The sequence below is a fragment of the Streptomyces zingiberis genome (genome assembly GCF_012034935.1).
Taxonomy (GTDB): Bacteria; Actinomycetota; Actinomycetes; order Streptomycetales; family Streptomycetaceae; genus Streptomyces; species Streptomyces zingiberis.
This window is the reverse complement of record NZ_JAATEN010000011.1, coordinates 150,909-167,808: the sequence shown is the minus strand read 5'-3', so window position 1 is coordinate 167,808 and position 16,900 is coordinate 150,909. Positions and strand designations below refer to the sequence as shown.

Sequence of the window (16,900 nt, the reverse complement as noted above, 5' to 3'; positions counted from 1 at the left end):
CCTCCGGCGCCCGGCCCACACGCACCGGACCTCGGCGGGCCGTCACCCCTTCGCCGACAGAAATGTGCTGCTCAGGCAAGGCTTTCCGGGCGGCGGGACCGGCCGGCGCCGCCCTCCGCCATCGCCGCCCCGACCACCGGCCCGGTCGCGGCGGCGGAGGACGCGGGACAGGTGTTCCGACGGCATCGATTCACCCTATTGACACGTGGCCGAAACACGCCCAGCATGATGAGCGTCACGATTCATTCGTGAATAGCTATTCGGCCGCTCGGCGTCGTCCACCGCCGGCAGCCCACCCGTTCCCGCCCCTCCCGCCCGTCGCGCCTCCCGGCCGTGGGCGTGAGACCCCGTCGGATGCGGGATCCACGGTCCAGCCATCGAGGACGATCCACATGGTCACCACTGATTCAGCCGGTACCGCACGGTTCCGGGAACAGCGCCGGTTCGACGGCAGGAGCGTCGTCGTCACCGGGGCCGCCCAGGGCATCGGGCTCGGGCTGGCCGCGCGATTCGCACATGAGGGCGCGAACGTCGTGATGCTCGATCTGTCCGCGGCGGTCGAGGAGGCGGCCGAGCAGGTCGCCGCCCGGTACCCGCAGGGCAGCGCGCTCGGCGTCCGCGCGGACATCACCTCCGAGGAGGACGTGGACCGCGCCTTCGGCCTCGCCGACCGGGCCGGGGACGGCGTGGACGTCCTCGTGAACAACGCCGGCGTGATCACCATCAGCCCGGTGGAGGAACTGAGCCTCGCCGACTGGCAGCGGGTCCTCGCCGTCAACACCACCGGCACCTTCCTCTGCGCACGGGCCGCTGCCGCGAGCATGCGCGGACACGGCCGCGGCGGGCGCATCCTCAACGCCGCCTCCGGCCAGGCCCGCCAGGGATTCATCTACACCCCGCACTACGCGGCCAGCAAGTTCGGGGTCGTGGGACTCACCCAGAGCCTGGCGAAGGAACTGGCGAAGGACCGGATCACCGTCAACGCCTACTCCCCCGGCATCGTCGGCAGCGACATGTGGGACTACAACGACCGCGCCTGGGGCCGGCTGCTCGGCGGTTACGAGCCGGGCGAGCTCATGGCCGAGTGGGTCGCCGGCATCCCGCTGGGCCGGGCCGGCACCGCCGACGACGTGGCCGGTCTCGTGCTCTTCCTCGCCTCCGAGGAAGCCGCGTACATCACCGGCCAGACGATCAACGTCGACGGGGGGATGTTCATGAACTAGCCCCTCGCGCGGGTCACCACGGCCCACAGCCCCGGTGGCCGGCCACGGTCCACGCCGCCACCTCCCGATCTGGATTGCACCCTTTCACTCTTCGGAGACCCTCATGAGCACGACCAGCAGCGCGGCGAAGCCCGTGGACGCCCAGCCGGCCGGACGCCGGCCGAAGGCGCCCGCCTGGGCGACGGGCCTGCTCACCGGATCCCGCGGTCCCGCGCTCGGGCTTCTCGCCATGTGCGTGGTCTTCTCCGTCGTGACACCGTATTTCCTGACCCAGAACAACCTGCTCAACATCGTCGACCAGGCCGTGATCCTCGGTCTGCTCGCCCTGGGCATGACCGCCGTGATCATCACGGGCGGCATCGACCTCTCGGTCGGCGCCGTCCTGGCGCTGGCGACCATGGTGCTCGGATGGCTCTCCCACGACCAGGGCTGGCCACTGCTGCCGAGCGCTCTCGCCGCGATCGTCGTGGCCGGAATCTGCGGGCTGGCCAACGGACTGGGCGTCACCTTCACCAGACTTCCCCCCTTCATCGCCACCCTGGCGATGATGTCGATCGCCCGCGGCCTGGCCAACGTCATCACCGACGGCCAGCAGATCGTCGGGTACCCGGAGTGGTTCGACAACCTCTCCACCACCCGTTACCTCGGTGTCTTCACCGTGGTCACCTTTGTGCTCGTCGTGCTGTACGCGGCGGGGTGGGCGTACATGCGCTACCGGACGGGCGGGCGTGAGCTGTACGCCATCGGCGGCAGCGCGGAGGTCGCCAGGCTCGCCGGCATCAGCGTGCGGAAGCGGACGGTCCTCGTCTACACCGTGACCGGCGTTCTGGTCGGCCTGGCCGGTGTCTTCCTCGCGATGCGCCTGGACTCCTCACAGCCGAGCGCCGGCACGGGCTACGAACTCGACGCGATCGCCGCCGTGGTGATCGGCGGCGCGAGCCTGAGCGGCGGCGTCGGCTCGGTGACCGGAACCCTGTTCGGCGTCCTGATCATCGGGGTCCTGCACAACGGGCTCAACCTGCTCGGTGTCTCCCCGTTCGTCCAGCAGATCGTCATCGGCGTGGTGATCGCCCTCGCCGTCATGGTCGACGCCCTGCGCCGGCGCGACCCGCGCTGACCGACCGCCCGGATCAACCGGGGCCGGCCCCCGGCGCCACCGCCCCGCCCCTGCGCGGCTCCCCTCTCCCCCACCCCGCGCGCTCCCCCCGCCACCGGGTCTCCCCTCCCCTCCTCACGCGGTCCCTCCTCGGCCGCCCCGCCCGACCCCACGAGTTCCCCCTGCCTCTGGCCACCGGTCCGGCGCCCTCCCCGAGCAGCCGGACCCGCTTCCCGAAGGAGTACCACCGTCATGAAGTCCCCGTTCCGCAGAATGGCCACCGCTGCCGTGGCCGTGCTCACCCTTGCGCTCGGCGCCACCGCCTGCGGCGGTGAGACCGCAGGCACCACCACCGCCGACGGCAAGCCGGTGACGATCGGCCTCTCGGTCGCCAACCTGCAAGCCGACTTCTTCAACCAGATCAAGAAGTCCGTCGAGGCCGAAGGCAAGAAGCAGGGCGTCAAGGTCGTCGTCGCCGACGCCCGCGGTGACGCCGCCACCCAGGTCAACCAGATCCAGGACTTCATCAGCCGCCAGGTCAGCGCGATCATCTACATCCCCGCGGGCGCCACGGCCGCGGGTGTGCCGGTGAAGGCGGCCGCCCGCGCGAACATTCCCGTCATCACCGTCGACCGCAACCCGTCGGACGCGCCGGGCAAGTCCTTCATCGCCACCGACAGCGTCGCGGCGGCCAAGACGCTCGGCGAGTGGGCGATCGAGCAGAAGGACGGCAAGGGGCAGCTCGCCGTCCTTCAGGGTCAGCTCGGCACCACGCCGCAGGTCGACCGGCAGAAGGGCTTCGGCCAGGCACTCGCCGGGGCGCCCGGTGTCAAGGTCGTCTCCCAGCAGTCCGCCGACTGGGCCCAGGACAAGGCGTACTCCGTGGCCCAGGACATGCTCCAGGCCCACCCGGGCATCGACATCTTCTGGGGCCAGGCCGACGCGATGGCGCTGGGCGCCGCGCAGGCGGTCAAGAGCGTCGACCACAAGAAGCGCCTGATCCTCGGCTTCGACGGTGACTTCGCGGGTATCAAGGCCGTCCGCAACGGCACCATCGACGCCACCATGGTCCAGCAGACCCAGAAGATGGGGCGGCTGTCGGTCACCACCGCGCTGGACGTCATCAACGGCAAGAAGGTCCCCGCCACCCAGCTCCAGCCCGCGTTCCTGCTGACCAAGAACGACACGGCGAAGGCCGACCAGTACATCAAGAACCACCCCTGAGCCCCGGGGAGCGACGTCACCATGACGAACCTCAGCCACGCCACGAGGGACGGGACGCACCAGGGCCTGATCGTCCGGGACGTGTCCAAGCGTTTCGGCCCGACCCGGGCCCTCGACCGGATCGACCTCGACATCCGCCCCGGCGAGGTGGTGGCCCTGCTCGGCGAGAACGGCGCCGGGAAGTCCACCCTGGCCAACATCATCGCCGGCACCTTCGGCTCCGACACCGGTCACATGACCTGGCAGGGCCGGCCCTACGAGCCGAAGTCGCCCGGGGAGGCCATCACCCACGGCATCGGCCTCATCCACCAGGAGATGCGGCTGCTGCCGGACCTGCCGGTGGCCGAGAACGTCTTCCTCGGCCGCCTCCTCACCCGCGGTGGGCGCGTCGACCGGGCGGAGATGAACCGCCGCGCGCGCGAGCAGCTGCGCCGCCTCGGGCTGGACATCTCCCCGACCCGGCTCGCGGGAAGCCTGCGCGTGGCGGAACAGCAGCAGGTCGAGATCGCCAAGGCCCTCACACTCGACGCGAAGCTGCTCATCCTCGACGAGCCGACGGCCGCCCTGGGGGGTGAGGAGACCGATCACCTCTTCGAGCGAATCGACGCACTGCGCCGGGAAGGGGTGTCCTTCATCTACGTCAGCCACCGCCTGGAGGAGATCGCCCGTATCTGCGACCGGGTCGTGGTGATGCGGGACGGGCAGCGCGTCGCCACCCACGCGACCGCCCAGGTGCCCGTCGGGCAACTGGTCGAGGAGATGGTGGGGCGCAGCGTGGAACGTATCTTCCCCGGCACGGGAGTGCCGGAGGAACGCGAGGTGCTGCGGGTGGCGGGGCTCTCCGGCGCCGCCTTCCGGGACGTCTCCTTCGGCGTGCGCGCGGGCGAGGTGTTCGGCGTGGCCGGGATCGTCGGCGCCGGGCGCACGGAACTCGTCCGGGCCATCGCCGGGGTCGACCCGGTGACGGAGGGAACGGTCGCCGTCGACGGGACGGTGCTGCGCCTGCGCGGGCCCCGCGACGCCATCGAGGCGGGCGTGGCGCTCGTACCGGAGGACCGCAAGGGCCAGGGCGCCGTGCTCGACCTGACGATCGCGGACAACGTGGTCCTGCCCAGCCTCGGCCGGGTCGCCCGGCGGGGCTGGCTGACTCCGCGGCGCGTCGGAGAGGTCGCCGCCGGCGCGATACGGACGATGACCGTCAAGGGGCGGGCCACGCAGCCGGTGCGGACGCTGTCCGGCGGCAACCAGCAGAAGGTCGTCATCGCCAAGTGGCTGGAGCTGGGGCCCAAGGTCATCATCCTCGACGAGCCGACCCGCGGCATCGACGTCGGCGCCCGGGCCGCCATCTACGAGGTGATCGCGGGCCTGGCGCGGTCGGGCATGGCGGTCGTGGTGGTCAGCTCCGACCTCGACGAGGTGCTGGGCCTCTCCCACCGCGTGCTGGTCCTCAGCCGGGGACGGCAGCAGGGCATCCTGCCGGCCGGGGAGGCGACGAACTCCACCGTCATGCGTCTCGCCACGGCGTGACCCCCTCCGCCGTCTCCGGGGCCGTCCCCGACCGGTGACCGGTGACCGGCGGAGTCGGCGGGCGCATGCACCGTCCGCCGGCACCGGTCCTCCCGGGCCGGTGCGGGCCGGTGCGGGCCGGCGGTGCATGCGCCCGGGGCGTCCGGCACCGTGCGGGGCCGGGCTCGGTGCCGCCCCGCCGGGCCCGGATCCGTCGGGGCGCGGTGGCGACCGCCGGCGCCGCCGTGGCGGGGCCCCGGCCGGCACCGGCGGCGGAGCTCCGGGCGACGCCGGCGCGTGCCCGGGCGTGCCGCTCCGCGGCACGGGTGTCCCGCGCCCCCCGCGGCCCCGAACCTCGGTGCGCGGTCCACGCGGTGGCCCGTCCCACTTGACGCGCCGGGGTTCGCGGGCTTCACTTCAAATGAATCGCAACGCAGACTCGAATGGATATTCACTCATGGCTCTCGCACCAGTCCCCGGCGCCACGGCGCGGCTCGCCGCCATCAGGCGAGAGCTGCGCGAGGCTCCCCCGGCCGAACGCGCCGCGCGGCTGAGGGAGCTGGCCTACGCGATCCGCCGCAGCGACCTGGAGATGATCAGTCGCGCCGGTCAGGGGCACATCGGCGGCGACTACTCCGCCGCCGACATCGTCACCGTGCTGTACTTCGGAGTCCTCGACATCCGGCCCGAGGAGCCGGAGTGGGCCGAGCGCGACCGGTTCGTCCTCAGCAAAGGGCACGCCGCGGGCATCCTGTACGCGGCCCTGGCACACGCGGGCTTCTTCCCCCAGGCGGAACTTGCCACGTTCCTGGAGCCGCTGTCGCCGCTCAACGGCCACCCCAATCGCCGCAAGGTCCCCGGAGTGGAGACCAGCACCGGCCCGCTGGGCCACGGCTTCCCGGTCGCCGTGGGGATGGCGGTCGCCGCCCGGCTCGACGGCTCCGGCCGGCGCACCTACGTCCTCACCGGCGACGGTGAACTCCAGGAAGGCAGCAACTGGGAGGCGGCGATGAGCGCGGCCCAGCAGCGCCTCGGCCGGCTGACCGTGATCGTCGACCGCAACCGTTTCCAGCAGGGCGCCGCCACCGAGGACACCTCGGGCCTGGACCCGCTCGACGCCAGGTGGGCCTCCTTCGGCTTCGAGGTCCGCACCCTCGACGGCCATGACCACGAGGCGCTCCACCAGGCCTTGAACGGGGAGCGGGCCGTCGACGAACGCCCGCTGTGCCTGATCGCCGACACCGTCAAGGGCAAGGGCGTCTCCTTCATCGAGGACCGCGTCGAGTGGCACCACAAGGTGCCCACCGCGGACCAGACCGCCGCCGCCTTCAAGGAGCTGACCTCCCGATGAGCACCACCGCAGCCGCACTGCACGACTGCCGCAAGACCTTCGCCGAGACGCTGATCGAGCTCGCGGAGGGCGACCCACGCACCGTGGCCGTGTGCAACGACTCCGTCGGCTCCTCCAACCTGGGGGAGTTCCAGCGGCGCTTCCCGGACCGGCTGGTCAACGTCGGCATCGCCGAGCAGCTCATGGTCGGCGCCGGCGCGGGCCTGGCGAACGGCGGCCGCATCCCGTTCGTCTGCGCGGCGGCTCCCTTCCTCACCGGCCGCGCCCTCGAACAGATCAAGGCGGATGTCGCCTATTCGCGCACCAATGTCAAGCTCTGCGCCATGAGCCCGGGGTTCGCCTACGGCCAGCTCGGCCCGACCCACCACGGTGTGGAGGACTTCGCCTGGGTGCGCACCCTGCCCGAGATGGTCGTCCTGGCGCCGGCCGACCCGGCGGAGACCCGTGAGGCGCTGCGCTGGGCCCACCGCTACGAGGGCCCCGTCTATCTGCGCATCGGCCGCACCAAGGTGCCGGACCTGACGCCGCACGTCCCCTTCGAGGCCGGCCGCGCCGCGCTGCTCCGCGAGGGCGGCGACGTCACGCTGATCGGCGTGGGCACGACCGTCTCCACCGTGCTGGCCGCCGCCGGAGAGCTGGCCGCCGAGGGCGTCGAGGCGCGCGTGCTCAACTTCTCCACCGTCAAACCGCTGGATGAGGAGGCGCTGCTCGCGGCCGCCGGGACCGGCGGCATCGTCACCGTCGAGGAGGCCAACGTCCACGGCGGACTCGGCAGCGCCGTCGCGGAGTTCCTCGCCGTCCGCAACCCCGTCCCGATGAGACTCCTCGGCGTGCGCGACGAGTTCACCCCGACCGGCAGTCCCGCCTTCCTCTCGGAGTACTTCGGCATCGACGCGGGAGCGGTCGTCCGCGCCGCCCGGGAACTGGCCGGCGCGGGGCGGGGAGCGGCCGCGTGAGTACCGCGGGCCGGGGCGCCGTCCTCGCTCTCGACCAGGGCACCAGCGGCACCAAGGGCCTTCTCGTCACGGAGGACGGACGGGTCTCCGCCACCGCGCACCGCCCGCTGACGCAGCAGTATCCCGCCCCCGGCTGGGTGGAGCAGGATCCGGCGGTCCTCTGGCGCGGCGTCACCGCCGTGGCCGGGGAACTGGCCGCACGGGCCGCCGCCACGGGCACGCGCGTGACCGGGCTGGGACTGAGCGTCCAGCGCGAGGCCGTCCTGGTCTGGGACCGCGACACCGGCGCCGCCCTGTCACCACTCGTGAGCTGGCAGGACCGGCGTACCGCCGAGCGGTGCGCCGGGCTGGCCGCATCGGCCGAGGCCGAGCTGATCAGTGACCGTACCGGTCTGCCGGTCGACCCGATGTTCTCCGCGACCAAGGCCGAGTGGCTGCTGGACCGGGTCGACCCGCGGCGCGAGCTCGCCACCACCGGCCGCCTCCGCGTCGGCACCGTCGACGCCTGGCTGCTGCACCGGCTCACCGGTGGCCTCACCGACGCCACCGAGACCGGCTGTGCCTCCCGCACCCAGCTCGTGCGGCTGGACGACGCCGGGTGGGACCCCGAACTGCTCGACCTGTTCCGCATCCCCCGCGCGGCGCTCCCCCGCATCGCCGCCTCGGACGGCGCCGGTGAGGAACTGGGGCACACCAGGGACGTCCCCGGGCTCGCGGACGGGCTGCCCATCGCGGCGGTGCTCGGCGACTCCCACGCCGCGCTCTTCGCGCAGAGCCACGGGCGCCCCGGCACGGTCAAGGCCACCTACGGCACCGGCGCCTCGCTCATGGTCCTCAACCCGGACGGCCGCCGGCCCGCCGGGGGGATCGCCGCCACCCTGGCGTGGCGGCGTACCCGGGACACCGGCGCCGCCCGTGCCCTGGAGGCGAACATCGCCTCCGCCGGCACCGCGATCCACTGGGCCGCCCAGCTGCTCGGCACCGACCCGGCCGGCATCGCGGCCCTGGCGGCCGGCGCGCGGGAGGACGCCGAGGTGTACCTGGTCCCGGCGTTCTCCGGGCTGGGCGCCCCGTACTGGGACCGCGGCGCCCGCGCGCTGCTGGTCGGCATGGACTTCGACACCGGGCCCGCCGAAGTGGCACGGGCCGCGGTCGAGTCGATGGCCTACCAGGTGGCCGACACCCTCTCCCGCTTCGACACCGTCCTCGGCGGCCCGGTCGGCGAACTGCGCGCGGACGGCGGCCCGACGGGCAACGACCGCCTCATGGCGCTCCAGGCCGAGCTGATCGGCAGGCCCGTGCGCCGGTCCGGGCGGCCGGAGGTGTCCGCCCTGGGCGCCGCCCATCTGGCGGGCACCGCGCTCGGCCTCTGGAACGACGCCGACCTGCCCGCGCTCACTCCCCGCGGCACCCGCTTCACCGCGTCCGGGGACGACGCCCCGCGCGACCGCCGCATGGCCGGCTGGCGCGACGCGGTCGCCTGCGCGCGCGGAAAACCGGCATGACACCGGCCGGTACGGGCCCCCGGCCCGCACTCGCCGCCCCGGCACCCGTCGGCGGGCGCCCGCCCTCCCGGCCGCCCGTCTCCCGCCGGCCGGGTCTCACCCCCGCGCACGCGTGGCGCCCCCGGGGAGCCCGACCGGCCGTACCCGCCGCACCGGACCCCTCAGCCGTTCCGGCAGAACCCGCCGATCCAGCCGTACTCGTGGAAAGAGCCGCACCATGACCTTCACCCCGGAGGCGTTCTCCCTCACCGGCAAGCCCGCGTTCATCACCGGGGCGGGCAGCGGCATCGGCCGGTCCGTCGCCCTGGGCTTCGCCGCCTGCGGCGCCGCCGTCGCCTGCTTCGACCGGGACGCCGAGGCCGCGCGGACCACCGCCGGCCTGATCGGCGCGGCGGGCGGCAGGAGCATCGCCATCACGGGAGACGTCACCTCCGCGCACTCCCTGGCCGAGGCCGTCCGCACCGCCGTGGAAGCGATCGGCCCGATCCGTACCGCGGTCAACTGCGCCGGGGTGGCCGGTGCCACGGCCGCCGAGGACATGTCCGCGGAGGACTTCCGCCGGGTCGTCGACATCAACCTCACCGGTGTCTTCCTCAGTGCCCAGGCCGAGGCCCGCGTGATGCTCGCCCACGGTGGCGGGTCGGTCGTCAACATCTCATCCATGTCCGGCACCATCGCCAACCGCGGCTTGCTCCAGGCCCACTACAACGCCTCCAAGGCCGGGGTCACGCACCTCACCAGGAGCCTGGCCACCGAGTGGGCCGACCGCGGCGTCCGGGTCAACTCGATCAGCCCGGGTTACACGCTGACGCCGATGAACAAGCGGCCCGAGGTGGCCGGCCGTCTCCAGGCGTACGCGGACGACACCCCGCTGGGCCGGATCGCCGAGGTGGAAGAGATGGTGGGCCCCGCGGTCTTCCTCGCCTCCGACGCCGCGTCCTTCGTGACGGGGTCCGACCTGATCGTGGACGGCGGTTACGTCTGCTGGTGAGCGGTCGCCGCGCCCCCTCGCGCGTCCCGGGCCCGCCGGTGCGGCCGGCGGCCCGGCCGCCGCACTCAGGCCGGATACCACGAGCCACCGTCGGGACGGACCGCCGTGGCGGTCCGTCCCTTCCCCGCAGACCCCCGGCGGCTCTCCCGGCCACGCGCCGTCGCGTTCGGGCCGCGCGTCCTCACGAGCCGCCGGTATCCGTGGCGGCCCCGGCCCAGTTCTCGTTCCCCGCCACCGTCACGGCCGTGGCGCCGGCGTTCCGAACCGGAGCCCGGCCGCCGGGCCGCGTCGCACCCCGGTGGTCAGGCCATCAAGGCCGCCGCCGTCTCCTGGTCCGTCACCAGCACGTCCACCAGGCCGCCCGTCACCGCCGCCCGGATGGCCCGGTGCTTGCGGCGGCCCCCCGCCACGCCGATCTTCCGGCGGCCGGCGGCGAGCTGCTCCCGGGTGATGCCGACGACACGGGAGTCCAGCTCGAACCGGACCGGGCGGCCCCGCTCGTCGTAGAAGCGCAGGCACACGTCGCCCACCGCACCGAGCTTCGCCAACTCGGCCCGCTCCACGTCGGAGAAGGCGTTGCCGCTGCGAGCGAGCGTGCTCGACGGGGTTATCTCGCCGATGCCCACCAGCACCACGTCCAGGTCGCCGAGCTCCCCGAGGGCGGCGGACACGAAGGGGTCCCCGCGCAGCGCCTCGGCACTCTCCGCCGACCCGGCCACGCCGGGCGCTTGCAGATAGACGGCCTCGCCGTTCACCAGCCGCGCGAGCTGTCCGGTCATCTGGGAGGCGTGGCCCGCCGCGGCCGGATCGCCGATGCCGCCCACCGCCTGCACGATGGACACGTCCTTCAGGCCGGGGACCGGCTGCATCGCCTGCACGGTGGCGAGCAGCGTGGCGCTCCACGAGGAAATACCCACGGTGTCGCCCGAGCGAAGGGTCGTCTGGAGGTAGTACGCGGCCGCCGCGCCCAGATCGCCGAGCATCGTGCGCTCGTTGTCCGGAGCGGTCTCCACGACCAGGGCGAGCTTCAGCCCGTAGCGCTCCTGGAGGCCGTCCTCCAGGTCCGGGTGCGTACCGGACGGCGGTGTCACGGTGATCCGCACGATGCCCCGCTCCTGCGCCTTCTTCAGCAACCGGGACACCTTCGCCTGCGACAGGTCCAGCCGCGCGGCGATCTCCGGCTGCCGCACGCCCTGCAAGTGGTACAGGCGGGCGACGTGCGTCATCATCCGCAGTTCCTCGCCCACGACCGCCACGGCACACCTCTTCCGTTCTTCCGCCGACCCGGCTCATCCGCGCCCGCCGGCCCGTGCCTGAGCGGCACCCCCGACAGCGACTGCATAGATATTCGCATACCGCGGTCGATTCTTGGATACGGGGGTGCGAACAGATGAACAAACGGTCCGGAGCCGGTCCGGACGGTTCGTCCGGACCGGCGGCCCCCGGTGAACCAGCGGTACCGCACGGCCCGCCACCCGCGCCCCGGAGGCAACGAGCACCTCCGGGGCGAGGCGGCCGGCCGTGCGGTGCCGGACCGCTCTCGCGGCGATCGATTCAGCCGGCCCGGCGAACGGCGGAAGCCGTCCGCGCCGCCTGAACCGGGAAGGTCAGCGCTGGAGGGTGAGCAGGCCCGGCCGCCACGGCAGCCGGTTGTACTCGCCGCTCGAGCCCGGGGCCATGCCCTGGTAGAGGAACTGCAGGTTGCAGGGGTCGACGGTCATGGTCTGGTCGGGGTTGTTGCGGACCAGGTCACCGTGGCTGATGTCGTTGGTCCAGGTGGCGCCGCTGTTGGCCTTGCCGGCGAAGGGGTTGCTCTCGCTGGCGGCCTGCGGGGTCCACGAACCGCTGAGGCTGTTGGAGGTGAAGGAGCGGTAGTACCGCCCGTTCGCGCCCATCGCCTCGACGATCATGAGGTACTGGTTCTGGTCCTGGAGCTTGTAGACCTGGACGCCCTCGAACAGGTTGGCCGTCGTGTCGCTCATGATCGTCTGGTACGAGGAGCCGAAGTTGCCGGGGAAGTTCCCGATCGGCATGCTCGCCCGGTAGATCTTGCCGTTGTCACCGGCGAAGAACAGGTACATGTTCTGGCCGTCGGCGATCAGGGTCTGGTCGATCGGGCCGGTGCCGGAGCCGGAGATGCTCCCGGTGAACAGCGGCTGCGGAGCGGACCAGCCGTTGGGGTTGGTGGGGTCGCTCGACGTGCGGTAGATGAAGGGCCACTGGCCCCACTGGTACGCCAGCACCCAGATGTTCTTGGGCGCGAAGTAGAACAGGGTGGGCGCCACGGTACCCTGGTTCATCCCGTTCTGGCCGGTCCAAGACATGTCGGACCAGTTCGTGAACGGGGTGAACATCATCGAGCCGTACGCCGAACCCGAGTAGTTCGACCCGTAGACCAGGTACTTGCCGTTGTGCTTCACGGCGGTGAAGTCCTTCAGCGAGGCCCATCCGTGCGCCGGCTGCGCCAGCGCGCCCGTCGACGACCACCGGTAGGACGACGGGAGGGAACACGCGGCGGCGCCACCGGGGGCCGCCTGGGCCTGCGGGGCGACCAAAGTCGCCGCTAACACGAACAGGGACGCGACCGCGGCGGCCAGCGCCGCGGACGGGTGCCTGCGGGCGAAACTTCCTCTGTGCATGGGGGGTTCCTCATCCTTGGGCAATCGGTTCCGGCCGGCCCCGTCGGAGGCGTCCGGACTGTCGGTGGAGAGCGGCGTGCGGTGGCCGAGGGCGCCACGGCACAGCGCTGGTGGGGCTTCCCGGCCCTTCGCGGTTCCCGGAAGGGCGGGGGTGCCCGGCGCCTTCGGGTTACCGGGTAACCCGGGGTGGGAGCGCCCGGCGAGGTGACGCGGGATGGGGCCGGGAGTGACGGGTCCCGCCGGCGCGGAGGACATCACCGGCGCCCGTGAGGGCCCGTCGGGCCACCGGGCTCATGCACGACCCGGTGGTCACGCCGTACGGCCCCGGCGGGATCGGCCGTGCCCCGGAGCCGGTCCCTGGGTGGGTGCGGGCGCGGCACGGACGGCTCCCGTCAGCGGGGGGACCGGGGGGACCCCGCCGCCGGCCGGGCCGGTGGCGGCCGCCGGCACGCGCTGACGGGACAACGCTGATGCGACCATGACATACACATGCGGCAGGTCCCTTGCGGCTCGGCGTTCGAGGGGGGTGCGACGACCCGGAGATGCCCTGCTGTGCGGTGGAGCGACCTCGACCCCGTACCGTCCGAAATTCCGAACAAGGGTCGAAGTATCGAGCAACCTGAATGATAGGGAACCGTTGAACGACGTCAATACCTCGCGCAGACGCCGTCACCGGCGAGGGGACTCACCCGGCCGGCGGGGACCCGAACGGGACCGGGTGACCGGGGCCGGTCACGGAGCGACCGCGCGCACGAGCAGCGTCCCGATGTACCCGGACCGAGGCGCGTCCAGGACACGCGCCTCGGCCGTGGCGAACCCGGCCCGGGTGAGCAGGCGCTCCCAGACGGCCGGACGGTAGCTGTAGCGGTAGGTGAACATCGCCTTCCCGGCGAATCCCCCCCCTTGTACATGCCCTGCGGCCCGTACGCCCCGGGGATGGCCGGCGGCTGCGAGAACGCGAAGACGCCACCGGGCGCGAGCCGCCGGCGGACCAGGGGGAAGAGGCGGCCCGGGTCGGTGAACCAGGCCGCTCCGAAGATCGAGTAGACCGCGTCGTACCTCGCCTCGTGCCCGCTCAGGTACTCCAGCACCTCGGCGCACACGAACTCGGCCCCGGTACCGGCCCACTTCCGGGTGACCTTCCCGACCATGCCCGGAGACAGATCGACACCCCGGGCGGCGATGCCCTGCCCCGCGAGGTGGGCGAGGGCGCGGCCGGTGCCGCACCCGATCTCCAGCACGGAACGCGGGTCCCCCAGCAGCTCCGGGCCGGGGCCGTGACCGGCGTACTGGGTCCGGCGGAAAGCCGGCTCCGCGTCCTCCGTGAAGGCGGAAGCGGCGTAGGCGTCCCACAGTTCCGCCTCGGCGGCGATGTCGTGGTGTGCGGGCAACGGGCTCCCTCTTCGCAGAACCTGTTCTTCCGTGCGGCGGCACCCGGGCCCCGCCGCACGGACCCTGCGCGCCGAGGTCTCAGCGGGTGGCGTGACCGATGAAGTCCACCCAGGCGGCCGGGGATATGGACAGCGGCTGACGCCGGAGATCCTTGGAATCGCGGACGAGGACGGCCTCCGGGCACATGGCCGCCTCGACGCAGTTGTCGCCGCCCGTACCGCTGTAGCTGCTCTTCAACCAGACCAGTTCGGTGGTGCTCATGGGGCTCCTCGCATCTGTTCCAGCAGGCCGACGGATGCTTCCGAGGTGAGAGCTTGCGAGCGCATCCTTCCATAACGCTGAAGCATGCCGCTGACCTGCTGGGGATGCGTGAGGAGGCCGCTGCTGTCATGCCCTTCGTAGTAGCCGACCCACTGATTCTGAGAAGTTTCAGCCAGATACAGCGAGCCGTCGAGTCCGGCGTGCGACGACTTCCGCAAAGGCATGATCTGCAATTCCACGTTCCGGTGCCGCGCCCGGTCCAGCAGCTGATCGATGAGGGCGCGGGTGACGTCGTCTCCACCTGTTCGACGTTCGATCAGCGCTTGCTCAATGATGAAACCGAACGCGGTGTTGGCCCTTTCGGTGAGCAGGCGTTGCCGCTCCAGCCGGGCCATGACCTGATCGTCGAGCTGCTTGTCGGTCAGTGGTGGGAGGCGGCTGCCGAAGACCTCCCGGATATAGGGCTCGGGCTGCAAGAGCCCCGGGATGACTCGGCACTCGTACGCGTACAGCGACACGGCCTCCTCCTCGATGCCCGCCCACTGCTGGAACCAGGAGGCCAGCCCGGCCCGGCGGGTCAGGCTGCGGTGCGCCGCCGCCAGGACGCGGGAGGCGACACACCCCAGAGGTTCTTCCGCGCGGCCGGACAGGTCCCTCGGCGGATACCGCTTGCCCTGCTCGATCTTGGCGATGTACGGCGCCGAGTACCGCACCCGCGGGGCGAGTTCTTCCTGCGTCAGCCCCGCCTCCTCGCGCAGCGCCTTCAGCACCGCGCCGAAGGTCTTCAGGCTGTCCGACAGTTCCGCCCCGCCCTTGCCGGCCGAGCCGCTCCGGGCACCGTCACCGCTGTCCGCCGTCATGGCCACCGCCTCCCCCTCCGCACGGCGACCCGGGATCCTCTCCCTGGCCAACGGCACAGAACGGCCGCCGTCACGCCCCCGTACCGGCCCAGCCCACGGCGGCCACCCACCCAGCACGCCCTGTACCGGTGGCGAACCATCCGGCCGGACCCGGGGAGCAGCGGGGCGGCGGGAGCGCGCCCACCGGGGCCGCACCGCTCGCGGGCCGAGGGGGAGGGCCGGAGCGCGCCGGCGGTGCCGCCGGGGGCGCCGGGGGCGCCGGGGGCGCCGGGGCGCCGGGGGCGCCGGGGGCGCCGGGGCATCGTGGCGCGGCCGGCGCGGCCGGGGTGGGCGGCCGCGCCGTGCGGTTCACGGCTCCGAACCGCTCGGGCCGCCCGGCCGCCTACGCGACGCTCGTCATGGTCGCGTACACCACGACGTTGTGGGTGTAGTAGTGCCGGTCCGCGTCGAACTCGCCTCCGCAGGTGACCAGTCTCAGCCCCGCGTGGTCGACGTTCTTGTAGACCTCCAGCGTGGGGAACTCCTTCTTCGGATACTCCTCGACGCGGTCCACGGTGAAGGTGGCCGTCTTCCCGTCCTCGCGCTTCACCTCGACGGTGTCGCCGGCCTTCATCGTCTTCAGGCCCTTGAACACCGCGTCCGCGCCGTTCCAGGTCACGTGCCCGGCGATCACCGCGGGTCCCTCGGAACCGGGGCTGGGCCCGGGTTGGTACCACCCGGCCAGATCCGGGTCCTCGGGGGTGGTCATCACTCCGTCCTTGTCCTGCCCGAGGGTTTCCAGGGCGCTGGTGACGCCGAGGGAGGGGATGCTGACCTGCTGCGGCACCGACCGGTCCAGGGCCGCGACCGCCTGACCGGCACCCTGGCCCGTGCCCGGTGCCTCGCCGCCCGCCGCCCCACCGGTCACGCTCTGGCCCGGGGGCGTCTGCGTGGCCGGCGCGTCCTGGCCCCCGCAGGCGGTGAGCAGCAGCAGGGCCGCGGTGGCGGCGGTCACGGCGGCGGGGACGCGCCGCCCCTGGGCCCGTGCGCTCCGTTCGGGCCGGTTCACGCGGCACCCCCGGTCCGCGCCGCGGAGGCACCGGACGCCTTCCGCCGGCGAAGGGCGAACAGCGCCCCGGCCACGGCCGCCGAGGCGGCACCGGTGGCGCCGGCCGTCATCCCCGGGGACATGCCCGAGCCCTCCGCCCCACCGCCGGTCTCGATCCCACCGACCGGGACGGACCCGACCGACGCGCCCTTGACCTCACCGCAGTTGGTGGGCGCGGTCGCCTCCTGCGGCAGCTTCGGGTCCAGTTCGCTCTTGCCGGCGCCGTCGAAGTCGTACTCGCCGTTGCCGTTGCGGTCGATGCCGTGCTGGACGATGTGCAGGTCCTTGATCTTCTCGACCACGTCCTGGCCGACCTTGATGGTCCGCTTGTAGGAGATCTTGCCGTCCGCGTCGGCCACCGGCATCCGGTCCACGGCGAGCCCGCTGGTCGCCGCGTCGGTGTCCCCGGAGACGGTGAGCGCGATGTTGATGTCGCCGTAGTGGACGGTGGCCTCGGTGTTGTCGAGGATCCCGTCCTTGTTGGTGTCGGCGCTGCCGTCCGGGCAGACGAAGTTGTGCCCTTCGGTCGAGCCGTGCAGGTGCTGCGCCGAGGGCTGCCCCGGCACCATGCCCTCGGACTTGATCCACACCGTCATCCGGTCGCCGCGCAGGCTCACCAGAGCCGTGCCCTTGGAGCCGGAGTCGTTGAGCTGCTCCAGGTCGAGCTGGAACGCGGGCGTGTCCGACTCGGCGAAGGCCGGGGACGAGACGCCGACGGTGAACAGGGCGGCGGTGGGCAGAGCGGCCAGGACGGCCAGACGACGGGTTCGCTGGGATATCACGTGCGGTCCTTGTCCGTGGAGGTCTCG

Annotated in this window: 14 protein-coding genes and 1 pseudogene; 8 read left to right on the top strand and 7 right to left on the bottom strand. The window is 72.7% G+C overall.

Annotated features, from left to right (window positions below; genetic code table 11):
• Window positions 1-392: 392 nt before the first annotated feature.
• From HCK00_RS16220 to HCK00_RS16185, 8 genes are all read left to right on the top strand, one after another.
• Window positions 393-1,223 (top strand): SDR family oxidoreductase, encoded by an 831-nt coding sequence (locus HCK00_RS16220; RefSeq protein WP_168102666.1) that lies wholly within the window; start codon window positions 393-395, stop codon window positions 1,221-1,223.
• A gap of 103 nt (window positions 1,224-1,326) precedes the next feature.
• Window positions 1,327-2,340, top strand: coding sequence for an ABC transporter permease (locus tag HCK00_RS16215; protein ID WP_168102665.1), 1,014 nt, complete (start codon window positions 1,327-1,329; stop codon window positions 2,338-2,340).
• A 231-nt stretch (window positions 2,341-2,571) separates the two neighbouring features.
• The gene (locus HCK00_RS16210) at window positions 2,572-3,543 is read left to right on the top strand and encodes a sugar ABC transporter substrate-binding protein (protein ID WP_168102664.1); all 972 of its coding nucleotides are present in this window, start codon (window positions 2,572-2,574) and stop codon (window positions 3,541-3,543) included.
• A gap of 21 nt (window positions 3,544-3,564) precedes the next feature.
• A complete protein-coding gene (locus tag HCK00_RS16205) occupies window positions 3,565-5,070 on the top strand; it encodes a sugar ABC transporter ATP-binding protein (RefSeq protein ID WP_168102663.1) in 1,506 nt (501 codons plus the stop codon).
• A gap of 436 nt (window positions 5,071-5,506) precedes the next feature.
• Entirely contained in the window at window positions 5,507-6,400 is an 894-nt protein-coding gene (locus tag HCK00_RS16200; protein WP_168102662.1) for a transketolase, read from the top strand.
• The gene (locus HCK00_RS16195) at window positions 6,397-7,356 is read left to right on the top strand and encodes a transketolase family protein (protein WP_168102661.1); all 960 of its coding nucleotides are present in this window, start codon (window positions 6,397-6,399) and stop codon (window positions 7,354-7,356) included. The genes HCK00_RS16200 and HCK00_RS16195 overlap by 4 nt, the downstream gene beginning before the upstream one ends.
• A complete protein-coding gene (locus HCK00_RS28200; RefSeq protein WP_168102660.1) occupies window positions 7,353-8,861 on the top strand; it encodes an FGGY-family carbohydrate kinase in 1,509 nt (502 codons plus the stop codon). Before HCK00_RS16195 ends, HCK00_RS28200 begins: the two co-directional genes overlap by 4 nt.
• A gap of 217 nt (window positions 8,862-9,078) precedes the next feature.
• Window positions 9,079-9,852, top strand: a complete 774-nt coding sequence (locus HCK00_RS16185) for an SDR family oxidoreductase (RefSeq protein ID WP_168102659.1) — start codon at window positions 9,079-9,081, stop codon at window positions 9,850-9,852.
• Window positions 9,853-10,154: 302 nt separating this feature from the next.
• On the opposite strand, the gene HCK00_RS16180 is transcribed toward HCK00_RS16185, so the two are convergent.
• From HCK00_RS16180 to HCK00_RS16150, 7 genes and pseudogenes are all read right to left on the bottom strand, one after another.
• Window positions 10,155-11,108, bottom strand: a complete 954-nt coding sequence (locus HCK00_RS16180; RefSeq protein WP_311765348.1) for a sugar-binding transcriptional regulator — start codon at window positions 11,106-11,108, stop codon at window positions 10,155-10,157.
• A 351-nt stretch (window positions 11,109-11,459) separates the two neighbouring features.
• Window positions 11,460-12,596 carry a non-reducing end alpha-L-arabinofuranosidase family hydrolase gene (locus tag HCK00_RS16175; RefSeq protein WP_311765352.1) on the bottom strand — a complete coding sequence of 379 codons (1,137 nt, stop codon included), beginning with the start codon at window positions 12,594-12,596 and terminating at the stop codon, window positions 11,460-11,462.
• A gap of 627 nt (window positions 12,597-13,223) precedes the next feature.
• A pseudogene (locus HCK00_RS16170) lies at window positions 13,224-13,882 on the bottom strand (class I SAM-dependent DNA methyltransferase).
• Between the two features lie 79 nt (window positions 13,883-13,961).
• Window positions 13,962-14,144 (bottom strand): DUF397 domain-containing protein, encoded by a 183-nt coding sequence (locus HCK00_RS16165; protein ID WP_168102657.1) that lies wholly within the window; start codon window positions 14,142-14,144, stop codon window positions 13,962-13,964.
• Window positions 14,141-15,004, bottom strand: coding sequence for a helix-turn-helix domain-containing protein (locus HCK00_RS16160; protein WP_168102656.1), 864 nt, complete (start codon window positions 15,002-15,004; stop codon window positions 14,141-14,143). The genes HCK00_RS16165 and HCK00_RS16160 overlap by 4 nt, the downstream gene beginning before the upstream one ends.
• 382 nt (window positions 15,005-15,386) lie before the next feature.
• Complete coding sequence (locus tag HCK00_RS16155; protein WP_168102655.1) at window positions 15,387-16,052, bottom strand: class F sortase; 666 nt, start codon at window positions 16,050-16,052, stop codon at window positions 15,387-15,389.
• Window positions 16,049-16,873: a hypothetical protein gene (locus tag HCK00_RS16150; RefSeq protein WP_168102654.1), complete on the bottom strand. Its 825-nt coding sequence runs from the start codon at window positions 16,871-16,873 to the stop codon at window positions 16,049-16,051. The genes HCK00_RS16155 and HCK00_RS16150 overlap by 4 nt, the downstream gene beginning before the upstream one ends.
• Between the last annotated feature and the right edge of the window lie 27 nt (window positions 16,874-16,900).